Raw genomic sequence first — 16,563 nt, 5'->3', positions numbered from 1 at the left:
GTCTCAGCCGACTCCGCTCAGGCACGGCCCCGACCGAGGAGTCATCATGAAATTCATGCTCATCATGCGCACCATCGATCAAGCCGCCGTCGAACGGATGGCCGAAGCCGATTTCAACGAGATGATCGCTGCCATGGGCGCGTACAACGAATCGATGATCAACGCCGGCGTCATGTCCGACGGTGCAGGTCTGGCCGACCCGTCCGAGGGCGCCGTCGTCGACTTCTCCGACGACGAGCCCACTGCCTCATCCGGCGCCTACGGCAGCCTGCGCGAACTTTTCAACGGATTCTGGATCGTCGACGTCGCCTCCCAGGACGAAGCCATCGACTGGGCGAAGAAGGCACCGTTGGAAGCCGGATCCCAGATCGAGGTCCGTCGCATCAACGGCCCCGAAGACTTCCCCGAAGACAACGAATGGATCCAGAAGGAACAGGAATGGATCGAACAGGGCCGACTCAACAACGGCTGAACCCTGTCGCCGACCGATACCGTGTGGCCCCGCCCACTCGTTTTGTCCACCGAGGCCGCTCTCGACTAGACTGATTCACGGCTCCCCGTGCGGCGTCATCTTGTGAACTCCCCCAGGGCCGGAAGGCAGCAAGGGTAAGCGAGCTCTGTCGGGTGCACGGGGAGTCCTCTATTCCCCAACATCACAATTCCACAACTCCCCCACTCCCCCATCTGCCCAGGTCAGCTCTGCCTCCACGAGCTTTCGGGCGCCTGAATCGGGTCGAAGAAGCGAAAGCGTTAATACTTTCGTGATTTTGCTTCATTACCATTATTCGCAGTTCTCATCCCTGTGCTTAAACGAGGTTTCCCTGTTGTCCACGAAGATCCAAGGGGCCGTTGCCGCCCTTTCGGCACTGGCCCTGCTCACGGCGTGCACGCCGTCGAGCAACGATCCCGACGCGACCCGCAACGGCGCGAACAAGACCGCCGAAGCGGCCGCGGATCCCGTGTTCCGCGTCGGAGCCATCACCTCCGAGGCAGCAGAAACCGCGTCCGAATCGACACCGTCTTCGCAGACCAGCGATGCGACCTCCTCAGCTGAGCCGAGTGAATCCGCCGATGCGGCGACCGCGATGCCCGGCGCCGGGGACTTCGGCGAGGTGACAGAATCCGGTGATGACATCGAGCTCGAGGCCGGCCAGCGGATCGGCATCTCCGTCGAGAACGCAGACCTCAGTGACATCTCCGTCACCGAGGAGGCCCACCCCCGGATCGCGCACGACCCCGGCACGTTCTTCGACGCTTCGGGCACGGCGCTCGAGACAGATGACGACGCCCAAGCCGGTTCGTCGACACCGAGCTCCACCGAGTCCGAGACCGCCGACGATGGTTCGAAGGACGCCGAAACAGCCAACAAGGACACCGCCGAGTCGGTTGCCGCCCCTGACGAATCCGCCGCCTGGATCTCGACTTACGGCCTCGTCGCCGACAGCGAATACACCCTGAAAGTCACCGCCACCACTGCCGACGGAGACGAGGTCGACCTCGACGCAACGATCACCGTCGGCGCCAGCGACGGCGCTCCGATGTCGGTGCGCACAACGCTCGCCGATGATCAGACGGTCGGCGTCGCCGCCCCCATCATGCTCAACTTCGGCTCCACCGTGTCCAAGGACTTCCGCGACGATGTCGAACGCCGTCTCTCGGTCAAGGTCACCGATGAACACGGCAAGGAGCGGGAGGTCGAGGGCTCCTGGGGTTGGCTCTACGACGATCCGCAGTCCCGACTGCATTTCCGCCCGAAGGAGTTCTGGCCCGCTCATTCGAAGGTCTCCGTCGACGTTCCGCTCAAGGATGTGCCGACGGGCGAGACCAGCGTGGGTCAGAACGACCTCACCCTCGATTTCGAGATCGGACGCAAGCAGGTCGTCAAGGCCGATGCGAAGTCCCATCGTATGACCGTCACTCGTGACGGCAAGACCGTCATGGACTTCCCGGCCTCGCTCGGCGCACCGAAGTCCCCGTCCTACAACGGCACGCATGTGGTCATGTCGAAGGCCGCCGACTATACGATGACCTCCGAACAGTGGGACTACGAGACAGATGTGCAGTGGGCGGTGCGTATCCACAACAACGGCGAATTCATCCACGCCGCCCCGTGGTCGGCAGGCGTCCAAGGCTCGCAGAACGTCTCCCACGGCTGCATCAATCTCACCACCGAACGGGCCAAGGAGTACTACGACTCCGCGATCTTCGGCGATCCCGTCGAGGTCACCGGTTCCCAAGTGAGCCTCTCGACCGATGACAGCGACATCTCTGATTGGGTGTACTCGTGGGATGAATGGAAGAAGCTGAGCGCCCTCGATTGAGAGCGCCCAGCTTGCTTGCCTGACTGATGCGGCAGGCTCCTCGCCGACGACTTACTTGTCGAGCTTCTTCACCGCTTTGTCGATCATCGGCACATAGCGCTCGAGCGTCCAGGGGACGGTGAGTGGGTTGATGATCGAGGATCCGGTGACGAAGGGCTGATCTTCCGGAGCCACGACGGCCCCGGCTTTGATCGCCGGAATATTCGCATACAGTCCCTGCGATTCGATCTCTTTCCTGTTCTTCTCATCGGAGTAGAAGGTGAAGATGAGGTCCGAATCGTTGAGCTTGTCCGCGTTCTCCAGACCGATGAGCGCTGAATCCGTTCCCGGTTCGTCGTAGTCCTTCTTCAGCTCGTCGATGATCGGATCCGGGGTCAGCCCGAGCGCCGAGACCATCGCCACCCGCTGCTCGTTGGGGTAGAAGACGCCGAGGGTGCCGGGACCCGAGTTGTAGATGAAGGAGAATGTGAGGTCCTTGTATTCCTCCCGCTTCGCCTCTTTCAGCTGCGTCTTGATGTCGTCGATGAGGCCTTCTGATTCCTCTTCCTGACCGAGCGCCTTGCCGATCGTCGTGATCTGCTCATCCCACTTGATCGTCCACGGCTGCTTCGGGTACGCCACGGTCGGGGCGATGGCATCGAGCTGTTTGTACTGCTCGGCAGTGATTCCCGACCAAGGAGCGAGGATGACATCTGGTTCGAGTTCGGCGATGGCCTCGACGTCGAGTTCCGTATCGCCCTGGAACTGTTCGGGCAGCTTCTCACCCTTGTCCTTCACGGCCTCGTAGATCCACGGCATGTAGCCGGTGTCATCCGATCCCCAGGCATATTCCTCCATGCCGACCGGCGTCTTGCCCAAAGCGATCGCAGTTTCCGTCGATCCCTGGCCGAGGGTGACGACGCGTTCGGGCTCGGATTCGATGACCGCTTCGCCGAGTGCGTGCTTGATCGTCACGGTCTCGAAATTCGCGGACCCGGATTCCTCCGCGGCCTGCGATCCCTGCCCGCAGGCGGTGGCGGTGAGCGAGAGCGCGACGAGCGCTCCGGCGATGACGGCCCGGCGGCTGTGAGGAACTGACATTCCTGTCCTTTCGACAGTGGTCGGAGCCTGATGCGGCCCCTCGACATTAACGTAGGCCAGCCTAACTTAACCTACCGCCGTTTCCGCAATACCTGTGAGCCACTTCACGTCAGCCATCCTCATCTGCTGACAGCAGAAACCCTCGCCGAGGCGGCCTTACCGACCGTAGGCTCACCCCATGACCGACATGCTCCTGCACAGCCCGACCCCGCCGCCGCTGTGGCGTGAGGCGCTTGGCCGCGCTCTCCGACTGCGCCGCACCGATTTGGGTCTCACACTGGCTCAGGTCTCCCACCGGTCCGGGGTCTCGACCCAGTTCCTCTCCGAGATCGAACGCGGGCTCAAGGACCCGTCGTCCGAGGTCATCGAGGCCGTGGCCGAGGTGCTCGGGCTCCAGCTGCCGCAGATCCTCGTCCTCGCGGCCTTCGGCCTGACTTCCGGGGTCCCTGCGACCGCGCTGCTGTCGGCGACCGATATGACGCGAGCCGCACCTGCTCCGCCTGCAGCGGGCCAGGTACGACTCGCTCTCGCAGCCTAGCCGTTCCCGGCCTCAAGCCGGTTCGCCCGCAGCACCTCCAGTCGGGCACGGTATTCGGCCTCCTCGATGTCCCCCTGGGCGAAGCGCTGGGCCAGAGTCGCCTCGGCGCTCTTCGTTCCCTCTCGTGCCGCAGCCGCCCAGGGCGGTCCCCCGGCCTGCCGCCACCGGCGACGGTTGAGGGTCACGATGAGGGTGACGATGAGTCCGATGACGAGGACCCAGAAGATCGGAATGAGGAAGAAGAACGGCCAGGCCAGCGGTCCGTGTTCCATGTGCATGATGCCTCCTTGGCGGGTGTCCACGCCGTTCGTGGACCTGACATCAATGACACACCGCAAGCCGGTCGCTGCGAATCCGCCGACGGGAGTCACCTGTGCTGCTCCGCACGGAGCAGAACTCAGTGCTCGTTCAGCCAACCGGGCGAGACCAGACCCGATTCGTAGGCGAGGACGACGAGGTGGACGCGGTCTCTGGCCCCAACCTTCGTCATGATGCGCGAGACATGGGTCTTCGCGGTCAGCGGGGAGAGCACGAGCGATTCGGCGATCTCATCGTTCGACTGACCGCGGCCGACGAGCGCGAGAACTTCGCGTTCGCGGTCGGTGAGAACGTCGAGCCCGGAGTCGGGTTCTGCCTTCAGCCCCAAGGACATGCGGGAGAGCAGGTATTTCGTGACTTCGGGCGAGAGCAGGGCCTCACCGTCGGCCACGACGCGCACGGCGCGGATGAGGTCGGTCGGGTCGGTGTCCTTCAGCAAGAAGCCGCTCGCCCCGGCGCGCACGGCGCGGACGATGTATTCGTCGAGTCCGAAGGTCGTCACGAGCACCACCCGGACGGCATCGAGCCGCGGATCGGCGGCGATCTCCTCCGTCGCCCACAGACCGTCTCCCTCGGGCATGCGGATATCCATGAGGACGACGTCGGCGGGTGCTGTCCGCAGTGCTTCGAGCAGGGCGTGCCCGCCGGAGGCTTGGATCGTGACCTCGATATCGTCTTCGGAATCGAGCAGTGAGGCGAAGCCGGCGCGCACGAGCTGATGGTCATCGGCGATGGCGACTCGGATCGGTGTCATCGGTGCGGTTCCTCGTCCGGTGTCATTATGGGGTCGGCGTTCCAGGGGAGGTCGACGTCGACAGTGGTGCCCTGCCGACCCTTCGAGGTCAGGGTGAGTGACCCTTTCAACAGCTTCGCCCGCTCGCGCATGCCCATGATTCCCGTCCCCTCGACTCCGGCTGGGAGTCCTGTCCCATCATCGCTGATGCTCACCTGCAGCCGGTCCGAGTTCCGTGCGATGACGACTCGTGCGCTGCCGGCGCCGGCATGTCTGAGCACGTTCGTCAGTGCTTCCTGGATGATCCGATAGGCGGCTGCGTCCGTTGACTGGCCGGGTGTCTCTCTCACTCCCTCGGCGTCGGTGGCCCGCCGGTCGTCCACCCTGATGTCAGTGGAGCCGACGAGGCGGGAGACCAGCGCCGGAACGGCGTCGAGCCCGAGGACCGGAGCCAAGGGCGCCGGTCCTGAGGCTTCCGCGGCACCGGTGTGGGAGCGCATCGTGTGCAGCACGGTGCGCACTTCGTTGAGCCCTGTGCGGCTGAGTTCTCTGATGGCCGCGAGTGCGGACCGCGCCTGTTCCGGATCGCGGTCGATGAGGTGTTCGCCGACTCCGGCTTGGACGTTGATCTGGGACAGAGCATGTCCGAGGACGTCATGCAGATCCCGGGCGATGCGCAGTCGTTCGGCCTGGACGACCTCGGCGTGGCGGGCGTTCTGTCGGGCTGCCTCCTGGCGACGGAGCTCGCCGCGCCGGCGGACGAATGCGCCGATGCCCACGGCGATGGCGAGTCCCATCGTCGCCGAGACCACCCGCCCCACCGACCAGCCGATTCCCAGCAGGGGACCCAGCAGCAGGCAGCCCGCCCAGACTCCCGCCGCCGAGGCGATCGCCCAGAATGCATTTCCACGGACGATCGCGGCGACGACGGCGAAGAGGAAGGCGGCATAGAACGGCGTCGTCCCGGGCCCGGCCTCCGCGGGCGACCAGGGACCGCGGCTGCTCCACGCACCTGGTCCCATGCCGAATCCGCTGGGGCCCGGATCGGGAGTCGCCGCCGCCCACACGAGGACATCGAGGAGGACGAGCCCTGCCAGTACGGCCACGCGGGGTCCGGGCCGCCGCGTTGCGAAGAGGAAGATCGCCGGTGAGAGGACCGCGGTGCCGATACGGATGATCATCGCGGCCGCAGACGTCTCGGTCTGCACGGCGAGGACGATGGCGAACGGCAGCTGCAGCACCGCTGCGGCGACGGTGAGCAGGACGACTCTCCTGCGTGCGCGCGGCGGAGTTCCTTCCGCGGGTGCGGAGCGGTCCGGTCTCATTCTCCGATCGTAGCGACCCGGTCCGGACCCCGTCGTCATCCTCGGGGAGTATCTCCGCCCACCGCGGTGAGAGTACGCGGTCAGAGGATGACGTCGACGAGTCCGAAATCCCGTGCCGCCTTCGCGTCGAGGACGAGGTCCCGATCGAAGTCACGGTGGATCTGCTCCGGCGTCCGGCCGGTGCTGTCGGCGAGCATCTCTTCGACATCTCGACGCTGCCGGACGATCTCGTCGGCGGCGACGATGAGGTCGGGGATCGTGCCCCGGGCACCTTCGGCGTGCGGTTGTCGCAGGACGGCGCGGGCGTGTGCGAGCATGGCCCGCTGGCTGGGTTCTCCGGCGGCCAGGAGCACGGCCGCATCGGCGACCGCCTGCCCGACGCAGGTGGTGGCCACGGGTGCGCCGATGTGGTGCATCGCGTCGAAGATCGCCGTCATCGCGGTCAGGGAGCCGCCCGGGGAATTGATGTACATGCTGATCGGCAGGTCCCGGCTGCTCGATTCGAGGTGGAGCAGCTGTGCGATGATCGTATTCGCCACACCATCGTCGATGGGCACGCCGAGGTAGACGATGCGGTTGCCGAGAAGATGCGAGTAGACGTCGACGATCTTCTCGCTGCCACCGGTTCGGTCGACGACATTGGGGATCGTGTACTGACTCATCGCCCTCCTCCGATCTGAACGTGCAGATCTGCCGGAGAATCGATGACCCGATCGATGAGTCCATACTCGATTGCTTCCTCGGCGGTGAACCACCGATCACGCAGGGAGTCTTCGAAGATGCGGTCGTAGGTCTTTCCGGTCGCCTCGGCGATCCGGTGCAGGACGGTGTCTCTGACCGATCGGAGGTCGTCGCCCTGGAGTTCGATGTCGGCGGCGGCTCCGCCGATCCCGCTCGATCCCTGGTGGAGGAGGATGCGAGCGTGGGGCAGGGCGAGACGTCGTCCGGGCGTTCCCATGCTGAGGACGAACTGTCCCGCCGAGGCGGCCCACCCGAAGGCGATCGTGACCACATCATTGGGCAGGGCGGCGATGGTGTCGGCGATCGCGTGCATCATCGGCACGGATCCGCCGGGAGAGTTGATCCACAGGTGGATATCGGAGCGCGGATCCTCGGCGGAGAGGAGGATGAGTCGGGAGATGATCTCCATTCCGTTCTCGTCGCGCAGCTCGCCGTTGAAGACGACGGACCGGTAGGCGTAGAGGATGCGCTGGGATTCGGGGATCGCGGTGGCTGCTGCGGCTTCGTCAGAGTCGGAGAACAGCGGCGGTCGGCTGTGGCGCGAAGAGTTGAGAGTGAACATGCGTCCACACTGGCAGTGCCGGTGGACGTGGGGAACCCTGATCCGCTCGGCGCAGACCTCTGCCGCTGTGAGCAGACCGACTCCGTTTCTCTGAACGGCCCGTACAGGCCCGCGTGCTAGCATCGACGCACTGGTTAGGGGGGCGAGATGATGGCGAATATGTGGCTGACTCTGCAGCTGCTCATCGTCGTGCTCTCTTCCGACCTCGATTCGGTCGTTCCCCAGTCCCCCACTCATCTCATCGTCCTGGCTCTCCTCGGGGCGGCCCTGCTGACGCCGATCGCCGCATGGGCGAGCATGGCACTGCTGCGTGTGCTTTCGCTGTCAGCACGCCCGCCGTCTCTGCCGGATACGCGCCGAAGCATCCGCGAATTCCGCATGCCGGAGGAGCCCGGCACTCCGGGTACGGCTCTGCCCAGAGCCCCATCGCGCGTCGTTCACGCCATCGCCTGAACGACCTCGATCACGTTCCGTACGGAGCTCCTCCCCGCCTCGGCGCGGGCAATTGTCATCAGTCGTCACGGTGATGGCCTGCAACGGCCCATTCAACTGCGCCTCAGTGCGCTCTGTCCGAAGGACACTCACCTGTGAACATCTACGAATTCCTGCCCATCCGTCTGCTCGTCGAGGCCGCCTACACGGTGGTCACGGGGATCAGCGACATTCTCGAACCACTCGCCGGCGGCTTCAGCGCCGCCCTGGCCGTCATCGTACTCACCGTCCTGGTCCGCGCCGTGCTCATCCCCGTCGGGGTGTCCCAGGTCAGGGCCGGCATCACTCGGAAACGGCTGGCCCCGAAGATCAGCGAGCTGCAGAAGAAGCACAAAGACAAGCCCGAGCTCATGCAGCAGAAGCTCATGGAGCTGTACAAGGAGGAGAACGCCTCTCCTTTCGCCGGGTGCCTTCCGGTGCTCGCGCAGATGCCCGTGCTCATGGCCGTCTACGGTCTCTTCATCAATGCGACGATCGACGGACACGCCAATGAGCTGCTCGGGCATACGCTCTTCGGCCTGCCGCTGGGCACGAGCTTCGTCAGACTGCTCGGCGCCGGCGATCTGACCGGCACCGCGATCACGGTCTACCTCGTCCTCGTCGTCCTCATCGCCGTCGTCGCGGGATTCTCCCGACACCTGCTCGCCCCGGCCACACCCGAGACTCCGACCGCTCCCCCGGCGAAGAACGGGGCAGATGCTCCGGCGATGCCGGATCTGTCAGGAGTGATGAAGACCCTGAGCTTCATGCCCTTCCTCACGGCGATCTTCGCGCTCTTCGTCCCCTTGGCCGCTGCGCTCTATCTGGCGACGACGACCACGTGGACGCTCGGCGAACGACTCATCCTCAACCGCCTCCTCGGCGCGAACGATCCCCGGACCGAACAGTCCTCTGCCACCCGCGGCTGAACCGGGACGCGACGCTGCCCGCAGCAACGACAGAGCCCGGGACGAAAGAACGGAATCTTTCGTCCCGGGCTCATTCCGGTTCGAATGCGTCACTCAGAAGCGACGGCCGGTGCAGGGCCGCCTCGGTGATCAGGCGATGATCGGCTCCGGGCGGGTGCCGGCCACGACCTTGAGTGCGCCGTCGACGACGGTGGCACGCACGGTGCCGCCCTCATCGACCGCCTCGGTGACGAGGAGATCGGCGATGCGGTCGTCGAGCTCGCGCTGGATCGTGCGACGCAGCGGACGGGCGCCGAACTCGGGTTCATATCCTTCATCGGCCAGCCAGTCGAGAGCCTCTGCGGAGACGTCGAGGGCGATGCCCTGGGCTTCGAGGCGCTGCTTCGACGCGGCCAGCTGGTGATCGACGATCGACCGCAGCTGCTCGCGATCGAGCCGCGAGAACATCACGGTGTCATCGATGCGGTTGATGAACTCCGGCCGCATGAACTCCTTGAGACGACCCATGACCTTGGCCTTGAGATCCTTCTCCGCGTCTCCCGCAGCACCGGAGGCGAAGCCCAGCGGAGTGCCGGACATGAACTCGGAACCGAGGTTCGAGGTCATGATGACCACGGTGTTGCGGAAGTCGACAGTGCGGCCCTGGCCGTCGGTGAGCCGTCCGTCGTCGAGGACCTGCAGCAGCAGGTTGAACGCATCCGGGTGGGCCTTCTCGACCTCGTCGAGGAGGATGACCGAATACGGGCGACGGCGGACCTTCTCCGTCAGCTGCCCCGCCTCGTCGTAGCCGACGTAGCCGGGAGGAGCACCGACGAGGCGGGACACCGTGTGGCGTTCGCCGAACTCGCTCATATCGAAGCGGATCATGGCCGACTCGTCGTCGAACAGAGTGTGCGCCAGAGCCTTCGCCAGCTCAGTCTTGCCGACACCGGTGGGACCGAGGAAGAGGAAGCTGCCGATGGGACGATTGGGATCGGCCATACCGGTCTGGCTGCGGCGGATCGCGCGCGACACGGCGGTCACGGCTTCGTCCTGTCCGACCACGCGGTCTTGGAGGACCTCTTCCATATTCGCCAGTCGTGCCTTCTGGCTCTGCGTCATCCGTGCTGCCGGGATTCCGGTGGCCCGGGAGACCACATGCGCGATCTCCTGTTCACCGATGACTGCCTCGGCGGCAACGGTCTTCGCAGCCTCTGCGTCCGGATTCTCGGCGGATTCGATCCGGGCGGTCACCTCGTTGATCTCATCGCGGACACGGCCGGCACGCTCGTAGTCCTCCACCTCGATAGCGGACTTCTTCTCCGCTTCGAGTTCGGAGAGATTGAGCTTGAGCGCGTCGATATCGACCGCGGGTCCGCGCCTGAGCGACATCCGGGCTCCGGCCTGGTCGATGAGGTCGATGGCCTTGTCCGGCAGGAAGCGGTCGGTGATGTAGCGGTTCGACAGCTCAACGGCCGCGCGGACCGCCTCGGCGGTGTAGGTGACCTCGTGGAACTCCGCATAGCGGTCCTTCAGCCCGTCGATGATCGTCACCGCGTCCTCGACGCTCGGCTCACCCACGGTCACCGGCTGGAAGCGACGCTCGAGAGCCGAATCCTTCTCGATGGTGCGGTACTCCTTGAGCGTGGTCGCGCCGATCATGTGCAGATCGCCGCGGGCCAGGCGCGGTTTGAGGATGTTGCCGGCGTCCATAGAGTTCGCTTCGCCGTTGCCGCCGGCACCGACGAGGGTGTGGAGTTCATCGACGAAGACGATCATGTCTCCGTCATCGGCGATCTCGTTGAGAGCTCCTGTCAGGCGCTCTTCGAAGTCACCCCGGTAGCGGGTGCCGGCGAGCATTCCGGGCATATCGAGCGCGATGATGCGCTTGCCCTGCAGCTGCTTGGGCACCTCTCCGGAGTGAATGGCCTGGGCGAGTCCCTCGGCGACCGCGGTCTTGCCGACACCGGCCTCGCCGAGGAGAACCGGGTTGTTCTTCGTCCGGCGGGCGAGGATCTCGATCGTCTGCTCAATTTCCTGCGAGCGGCCGATGACGGGATCGAGTTTGCCAGCGGCTGCGAGCTCGGTGAGGTCCGTGCCGAACTTCTCCAACACGGATTCCTGACCGCCCTCGCCTTCGGCCTCCTGGCCGGGGTGCATGCCTGCGGCTTCGGCCGCCTCGGCACCGGCCTGCAGTGCAGCCTGGGTGACGCCTGCCTGTGCGAGGATCCGACCGGCGGGCATCTCCTGGTTGAGCACGAAGGCGAAGAACATGTGTTCGGGATCGATGTAGGTCGACCCGAAGGCTCGCGCCACCTGGTAGGCGTCGAGCAGGGCGCGCTGGGCCGAACCGGTCAGTGTGGGCGTGGAATCCGCCTCGGTGTCGGTGCTGGCCGGAAGGCGCTCTTCGATCGCATGGGCGATGGCCTCGGGATCGGCGCCGGCCTGGCGCACGGCGGAGATTCCGGGTTCGGAATCGACCATAGTGCGCAGGATATGGAGCGCGTCGACCTCGGACTGACCGTGTCGTCCTGCGAACTCCGCGGCCGCTTCGATGACCTCGTGGCTGCGCTTGCTCAGCAGTCGGTTGATGTCGACGGAACGGCCTCGACGGGCTCCGGTCTGTCCCTGAAGGAAACGAGCGAGGAACTCGTCGAACGAGTCTCCGCCCGAGCCTGCGGGTCCGAAGAATGTGGCCAAAGCTGACCTCCTCTTTCAAAGTTGAGCGTATACGACTCAATCAACAGGTGCATGCGGACATATATTCCCAGCGGTCGCCCGCCCGACGACGGAGTGTGAACAACATCACCGTCGAGAAATGCATTGAATGCATTTCTGCATTTGGTGCAAATTTGCAAGAGGTGCATAATTTTCTGGTGAGTTCCGAACCGACCGAATCCCTGCGCGAGCGTCAGACCCGTGAGCGCCGCGCGTCCATCCACGCCGCGGCCGTCGATCTCGTCTTCGATCAGGGGCTCGACGAGGTGACTGTGGCTCGGATCGCGGAAGCTGCGGAGGTCTCGACGCGCACGTTCTTCAACTATTTCCCCACCAAGGAGATGGCGATCGTCGGACTGACGACCTCTGACGATATCGCCGCCGCTCTGCAGCGATTCATCGAGGACTTCGAGCCCCGGCGCGAACGTCTGGTGGAGGATCTCTCCTTCACCATCCGCGCCGCGTTCGAATTCCTGCTGCCGCGGTCGGCGAACAAGCAGAAGCTGCGCGCGATCCAGGCTCGGCATCCGCACCTCGGCATGCTCAGCAAGGAGACGAAGCGGCACTACTCCGAGCAGATCATCACCGGCATCCGCCGGCGGATCGAACGTCGCGGAATCACCTTTGCCGATGACGACACCGCCGCACGGGCCACGCGGATGCTCGCGCAGCTGTGCAGCATCCCGCTCGAGCATGCTTTCACCTCCGCGCGATTCGACACCGCACACGAATTGGACGACGAACGGGCGGACCAGGCGTTCACCTCCTCGATCGAACTGTTCCTGACCCTCTTAGAAAGGCTGAAATGACCACTACCGCCACCGAGCCCGCTGCCGAGAAGCAGCTCAGCGCCGAAGAGGAGCCGGAGATCGAGACCTCATCGGTGATCCTACTGTTCACCGGCCTGATGCTGGCAATGTTCATGTTCTCGCTCAATCAGACCATGCTGGCCACGGCCCTGCCGACCATCGTCGGTGACCTCAATGGCGTCGACCAGATGCTGTGGGTCTCGACGGCGTTCATGTTGGCCTCGACGATCATGATGCCGATCTACGGCAAGTTGGGCGATTCGTTCAATCGGAAGAAGATCTTCATCTTCGCCATCTGCATGTTCATCCTCGGTTCCATCGTCGGCTTCCTGGCCCATAACATGGCCGTCCTCATCACCGCACGCGTCATTCAGGGCCTCGGCGGCGGCGGTCTCATCATCCTCTCGCAGGCTCTCATCGCCGCGGTTGTGCCGGCGCGCAAACGCGGCCCGTATATGGGCATCATGGGGGCGAACTTCGCGGTCACCTCGGTGGCGGGACCGCTGATCGGAGGCTGGATCACCGAGGGCCCGGGCTGGCGCTGGACATTCGCTCTCAATCTCCCGTTCGGCGTGCTCGCGCTCATCGCCGCCATCCTCTTCCTCAAGGTCCCCAAGTCGGATCGGTCGGTCAAACGCCATGTCGATGTCGCGGGAATGATCCTCATCGCCGAATTCACCTCGGCACTCATCCTCACGACTTCGTGGGGCGGGCATCAGTACGACTGGGACGATCCGATCATCATCGGTCTCATCGCCATCGCCGTCATCAGCGCCGTCGTCTTCGTCTTCGTCGAACAGGCTGTGCCCGAACCCGTCATCCCGATGTTCGTGTTCAAGGACACGAACTTCGTCCTCTGCACGATCGCCGGCATGTGCATCGCCATCGGCATGTTCGGCGTCCTTTCGTACATGCCCACGTTCCTGCAGATGGCCCACGGGATCGAAGCGACGAAGGCCGGGCTCCTCATGGTGCCCATGATGGCCGTGATGCTGCCGAGCTCGGTCATCATCGGCTTCGTCGTCTCGAAGACGGGACGGTACAAGTGGTACCCGGTGCTCGGCAGCGCGATCGTCGGCGTCGCCCTCTTCCTCATGGGGACCTTCGTCACGGCCGATCAGAACGTTCTCGTCGTCATCGGCTGCCTGTGTGTGCTGGGCCTCGGCCTGGGACTGTCGATGCAGATGCTCGTGCTCATCGTCCAGAACTCGTTCCCGGTGGCGATGGTCGGCACGGCGACGGCGTCGAACAACTTCTTCCGGCAGATCGGCGGCACGCTGGGCATGTCGCTGATCGGTTCGCTCTTCACCTCGCGGCTGGCGTCGAACCTCGAGGACGGCATCAAGTCCCTGGGACCCCAGGGCGCCCAGGCGATGAAGGGCACGGGGTCGAACTCACTGACCCCCGAAGTGGTCAAGTCGCTGCCCGATCCGATCCACTCGATCATCGTCAATGCGTACAGCGATGCGCTGGTGCCGATCTTCCTGTGGGTCTGCCCGCTGGGAATCATCGCGGCAGTCATCCTCATGTTCGTTCGAGAGAAGGCTCTGGCCACGAAGATCGATGCGGGCGCCCCGACGGACCATCAGCGTGAGGTCGTCGCGACCGACAGCATCGCTGTCATCGAACAGCCTGGCTCGCTGACCCCATCTGGCACGAGCTCCGTCAGCGATGAGATCGAGCACGAGAAGGCCACGCAGGGTGCCGGAGACTACTCTCTGCGGCCCCGCTCACCCAAGCACTGATACGCACGTCCTCGCAATGACAGCGCAGGCCCCGCAATTGCGGGGCCTGCGCTGTATCGGCCGGAGTCTGTCCGCGACTGCCGCGGAACTAGCCTTTCGAGGGCCATCCGTTCGGCTCACACCCCTGCAGGCCCTTCGTCTGCTGCTGCATGAGCGGTGCGGTCTTCCCTGGTCCGGGGCAGGATTCGTGGCCGTGGCCGAGAGCGTGACCGACCTCGTGGTTGATGAGGTACTGCCGGTACTGGACGATATCGTCGAACTCCTCCGTGGCGGAGACCCAGCGCTTGGCGTTGAGAATGACGTTGGGACCGTTGCGACACGAGAGTTTGCCCAGGGTCCGCAGCGGCAGGCACATCTCGTCGACGGTATCGGGGCTGGCGATGGAGATCATCGCGTCCTGACCTTCATCGACGAGCTCGATGGAGACGTCGTCCATGTCCTGCCAGCCGCGCTCGTCCTGGAGGGTCTTGATGATGAAGTCTCCGGCCTCATCGACGTCGATGGGCAGGTTGTCTTCGACGCGCAGGGCCACCTTGAACGTCTTGCCCTCGTCGCGGTTGGGTCCGGTCTCCTCTTTCGGCCGGTCCCATCTTCCGCTGCCATGATCGTCGATGTCGTCTTCGCTGACTCCGGCCGCTCCCGCGTCTTCCACGCCTGCGGTCTCGGTGGGCGTGGGCGACTCACTCGGCTCGGCGCTAGCTGAGCCGCTCGGGTCCGGCGAAGCGGCCTGCGTTTCGGCCGCTTTCGGAGTCGGCCGCGTCTCTTCGTCAGCGGCGGGCGCGCAGGCGCTCAGTCCGACGACCAGCGAGACAGCGACAAGCGAGGTCAGGGTGCGGAGGCGTGGACGGGAGACGAGACGGGTTCGACTGAGCACGCCTGTGAGTCTAGTCGCAAGGTCGCCTCAAACGGGTGCAAGCTCAGAACTCGAGCACGCCGCCGGGCCCGCGCAACCTCGCACGCAGACGACAGTCCGGCCCCTCGACCACCACGGTGTCACCGGCCCCGACCACCTCGAGCACCTGCCGCGCCGCCTCGGGCTCCGGCGATTCCACACGGAAATCGAGCAGTTCGAGGGCGGGCAGGGCCGCCTCGGCGGGATGGACGGATTCGCCCCAGTCGATGAGAAACGGCTGCGCACCATCATGCGGCAATGGAGATCGGGTGGTCAGTCGCCATTCGAGGCGGTCGCCCTCGGCGGTGTCCCGAGCCATGTCCTGGACCTCGCCGAAGTCGATGCCCGCGGTGTTCGCGGCCGCGATCTTCGCGAGGAACGCCGGCGGATGGATGGCCCAGGTCTGCAGGGTCGGCTCGGCGGCCAGATGAGCGTCGAGCGGCAGGGTGCCGTCGGCGGGCGGCTCCTGCCGCGGGTCCGGGCCGAGGATCTCGAGGTAGGTGCGGGCTCCCTCCGGCCAACCTGTCGGGGCGAGTCCGAGCAGATAGTTCGCGGTCCCTCGCCCCGGGTGCGAACCGCCGGGAACCGCGCGCAGCCCGGTGGCCTCTTCCACGGCGGCGACCCCGGCGCCGAGGTCGGGCACCGTGATGATGAGGTGGTCGAGCTGTGCGGGAATGGTGTTCAGAGAGTCCATGATCCACCCGGACCTTTCAGATGAGCGTGTAGGCCCTCAGTCTCCCCTTCTTCGACGTCGAGGGCAATGATGTCGAGTCCGATGCCGAAGAAGTCGAGGACCGAACCAACCGCATCCGGGTCGTCGCTCGTGCCCCACAGGCGCTCGAGCCGAACCGACGGCATCTCCTGCATCGCGGGATGCTCGGAGTCCTTCCAGTCGATGAGGAACGGCTGTATCCCCGACCACGGCAGCGGGGTGCGCCTGGTCAGGCGCCAGTCGAGAACGGCTCCGTCCGGTCTGAGGCGGGTCATGTCATGGACCTCGCCGAGGCGGACGCGCGGTTCCCGTGACCGCGCAGCGGCCGTGACGAGGCCGTCGAAATCGTCCGGACGGATCGCCCACCTCTGCACGGTCGGTGCGGTGACCCCGGCCAACCGCGTGGCCGCCAGCGCCGGGTCCTGCTCGGGGTCGGGACCGAGGATCTCGAGGTACGTCAGCGGTTTCGGACCGCTCTGACGTGTGAGTCCCAGCGAATCGGAGAGTTCATCGCTGAGCTCGAGTCCGAGCAGCGCGTTGGCCGTGCCCAAGCCCGGATGCGCACCGCCGTCGACCGCGCCCACCCCCAGGCGAATCTCACATTGCTCAACATATTTCTGCAGATCTGGGACGGCGATGACGAGATGATCGAATTCCGCACTGTTCAACATGTCTCAATATTAAGCCCCG

The 16,563-nt window shown here is 65.0% G+C and carries 17 protein-coding genes and 1 other RNA gene; 8 read left to right on the top strand and 10 right to left on the bottom strand.

Going from position 1 to position 16,563, the window contains the following annotated elements; genetic code table 11:
- Positions 1–46: 46 nt before the first annotated feature.
- The 3 genes from D3I60_RS09955 (at position 47) to D3I60_RS09945 (ending at position 2,321) form a co-directional block, all read left to right on the top strand.
- Positions 47–472, top strand: coding sequence for a YciI family protein (locus D3I60_RS09955; RefSeq protein WP_262776024.1), 426 nt, complete (start codon positions 47–49; stop codon positions 470–472).
- Positions 473–548: 76 nt separating this feature from the next.
- Positions 549–644: signal recognition particle sRNA small type (gene ffs, locus D3I60_RS09950), an RNA gene on the top strand.
- Positions 645–824: 180 nt separating this feature from the next.
- On the top strand, positions 825–2,321 hold the full coding sequence (locus tag D3I60_RS09945; protein WP_262776022.1) for a L,D-transpeptidase: 1,497 nt from the start codon (positions 825–827) through the stop codon (positions 2,319–2,321).
- Between the two features lie 51 nt (positions 2,322–2,372).
- On the opposite strand, the gene D3I60_RS09940 is transcribed toward D3I60_RS09945, so the two are convergent.
- Complete coding sequence (locus D3I60_RS09940) at positions 2,373–3,401, bottom strand: iron-siderophore ABC transporter substrate-binding protein (RefSeq protein ID WP_262776020.1); 1,029 nt, start codon at positions 3,399–3,401, stop codon at positions 2,373–2,375.
- A 178-nt stretch (positions 3,402–3,579) separates the two neighbouring features.
- On the opposite strand from D3I60_RS09940, the gene D3I60_RS09935 reads away from it, so the two are divergent.
- Complete coding sequence (locus D3I60_RS09935) at positions 3,580–3,939, top strand: helix-turn-helix domain-containing protein (protein ID WP_262776018.1); 360 nt, start codon at positions 3,580–3,582, stop codon at positions 3,937–3,939.
- On the opposite strand, the gene D3I60_RS09930 is transcribed toward D3I60_RS09935, so the two are convergent.
- The 5 genes from D3I60_RS09930 to D3I60_RS09910 form a co-directional block, all read right to left on the bottom strand.
- The gene (locus tag D3I60_RS09930; protein WP_262776017.1) at positions 3,936–4,217 is read right to left on the bottom strand and encodes an SHOCT domain-containing protein; all 282 of its coding nucleotides are present in this window, start codon (positions 4,215–4,217) and stop codon (positions 3,936–3,938) included. The genes D3I60_RS09935 and D3I60_RS09930 overlap by 4 nt on opposite strands.
- A 119-nt stretch (positions 4,218–4,336) precedes the next feature.
- The gene (locus D3I60_RS09925; RefSeq protein ID WP_262776015.1) at positions 4,337–5,011 is read right to left on the bottom strand and encodes a response regulator transcription factor; all 675 of its coding nucleotides are present in this window, start codon (positions 5,009–5,011) and stop codon (positions 4,337–4,339) included.
- Positions 5,008–6,315, bottom strand: a complete 1,308-nt coding sequence (locus D3I60_RS09920) for a sensor histidine kinase (RefSeq protein ID WP_262776014.1) — start codon at positions 6,313–6,315, stop codon at positions 5,008–5,010. Before D3I60_RS09920 ends, D3I60_RS09925 begins: the two co-directional genes overlap by 4 nt.
- An 80-nt stretch (positions 6,316–6,395) precedes the next feature.
- Positions 6,396–6,977: a ClpP family protease gene (locus tag D3I60_RS09915; RefSeq protein WP_262776013.1), complete on the bottom strand. Its 582-nt coding sequence runs from the start codon at positions 6,975–6,977 to the stop codon at positions 6,396–6,398.
- Complete coding sequence (locus tag D3I60_RS09910; protein ID WP_262776012.1) at positions 6,974–7,618, bottom strand: ClpP family protease; 645 nt, start codon at positions 7,616–7,618, stop codon at positions 6,974–6,976. Before D3I60_RS09910 ends, D3I60_RS09915 begins: the two co-directional genes overlap by 4 nt.
- A gap of 147 nt (positions 7,619–7,765) precedes the next feature.
- Here D3I60_RS09910 and D3I60_RS09905 point away from each other — a divergent pair, with 147 nt between their 5' ends.
- Together D3I60_RS09905 and D3I60_RS09900 are read left to right on the top strand one after the other, a co-directional pair.
- Positions 7,766–8,071: a hypothetical protein gene (locus D3I60_RS09905; RefSeq protein WP_262776011.1), complete on the top strand. Its 306-nt coding sequence runs from the start codon at positions 7,766–7,768 to the stop codon at positions 8,069–8,071.
- 134 nt (positions 8,072–8,205) lie between these two features.
- The gene (locus D3I60_RS09900) at positions 8,206–9,018 is read left to right on the top strand and encodes a YidC/Oxa1 family membrane protein insertase (RefSeq protein ID WP_262776010.1); all 813 of its coding nucleotides are present in this window, start codon (positions 8,206–8,208) and stop codon (positions 9,016–9,018) included.
- A 129-nt stretch (positions 9,019–9,147) separates the two neighbouring features.
- On the opposite strand, the gene D3I60_RS09895 is transcribed toward D3I60_RS09900, so the two are convergent.
- Positions 9,148–11,697 (bottom strand): ATP-dependent Clp protease ATP-binding subunit, encoded by a 2,550-nt coding sequence (locus D3I60_RS09895; protein WP_262776009.1) that lies wholly within the window; start codon positions 11,695–11,697, stop codon positions 9,148–9,150.
- Positions 11,698–11,873: 176 nt separating this feature from the next.
- Between D3I60_RS09895 and D3I60_RS09890 the strand changes: the two genes are divergently transcribed.
- Positions 11,874–12,524 carry a TetR/AcrR family transcriptional regulator gene (locus tag D3I60_RS09890; RefSeq protein ID WP_262776007.1) on the top strand — a complete coding sequence of 217 codons (651 nt, stop codon included), beginning with the start codon at positions 11,874–11,876 and terminating at the stop codon, positions 12,522–12,524.
- Entirely contained in the window at positions 12,521–14,269 is a 1,749-nt protein-coding gene (locus D3I60_RS09885; protein ID WP_262776006.1) for a DHA2 family efflux MFS transporter permease subunit, read from the top strand. Before D3I60_RS09890 ends, D3I60_RS09885 begins: the two co-directional genes overlap by 4 nt.
- A gap of 88 nt (positions 14,270–14,357) precedes the next feature.
- Here the strand turns inward: D3I60_RS09885 and D3I60_RS09880 are convergent, their stop codons facing one another.
- The 3 genes from D3I60_RS09880 to D3I60_RS09870 are packed head-to-tail and all read right to left on the bottom strand — an operon-like array spanning position 14,358 to position 16,544.
- Positions 14,358–15,143, bottom strand: a complete 786-nt coding sequence (locus tag D3I60_RS09880; protein ID WP_262776005.1) for a DUF3152 domain-containing protein — start codon at positions 15,141–15,143, stop codon at positions 14,358–14,360.
- A gap of 43 nt (positions 15,144–15,186) precedes the next feature.
- Positions 15,187–15,855: a VOC family protein gene (locus D3I60_RS09875; protein WP_262776003.1), complete on the bottom strand. Its 669-nt coding sequence runs from the start codon at positions 15,853–15,855 to the stop codon at positions 15,187–15,189.
- Entirely contained in the window at positions 15,843–16,544 is a 702-nt protein-coding gene (locus D3I60_RS09870) for a VOC family protein (protein ID WP_262776002.1), read from the bottom strand. Before D3I60_RS09870 ends, D3I60_RS09875 begins: the two co-directional genes overlap by 13 nt.
- Positions 16,545–16,563: the final 19 nt, after the last annotated feature.

The organism is Brevibacterium permense, assembly GCF_025506275.1.
Lineage (GTDB): Bacteria > Actinomycetota > Actinomycetes > Actinomycetales > Brevibacteriaceae > Brevibacterium > Brevibacterium permense_A.
The sequence above is the reverse complement of the archived record's forward strand: the minus strand, read 5'-3'. Positions and strand labels throughout refer to the sequence as shown.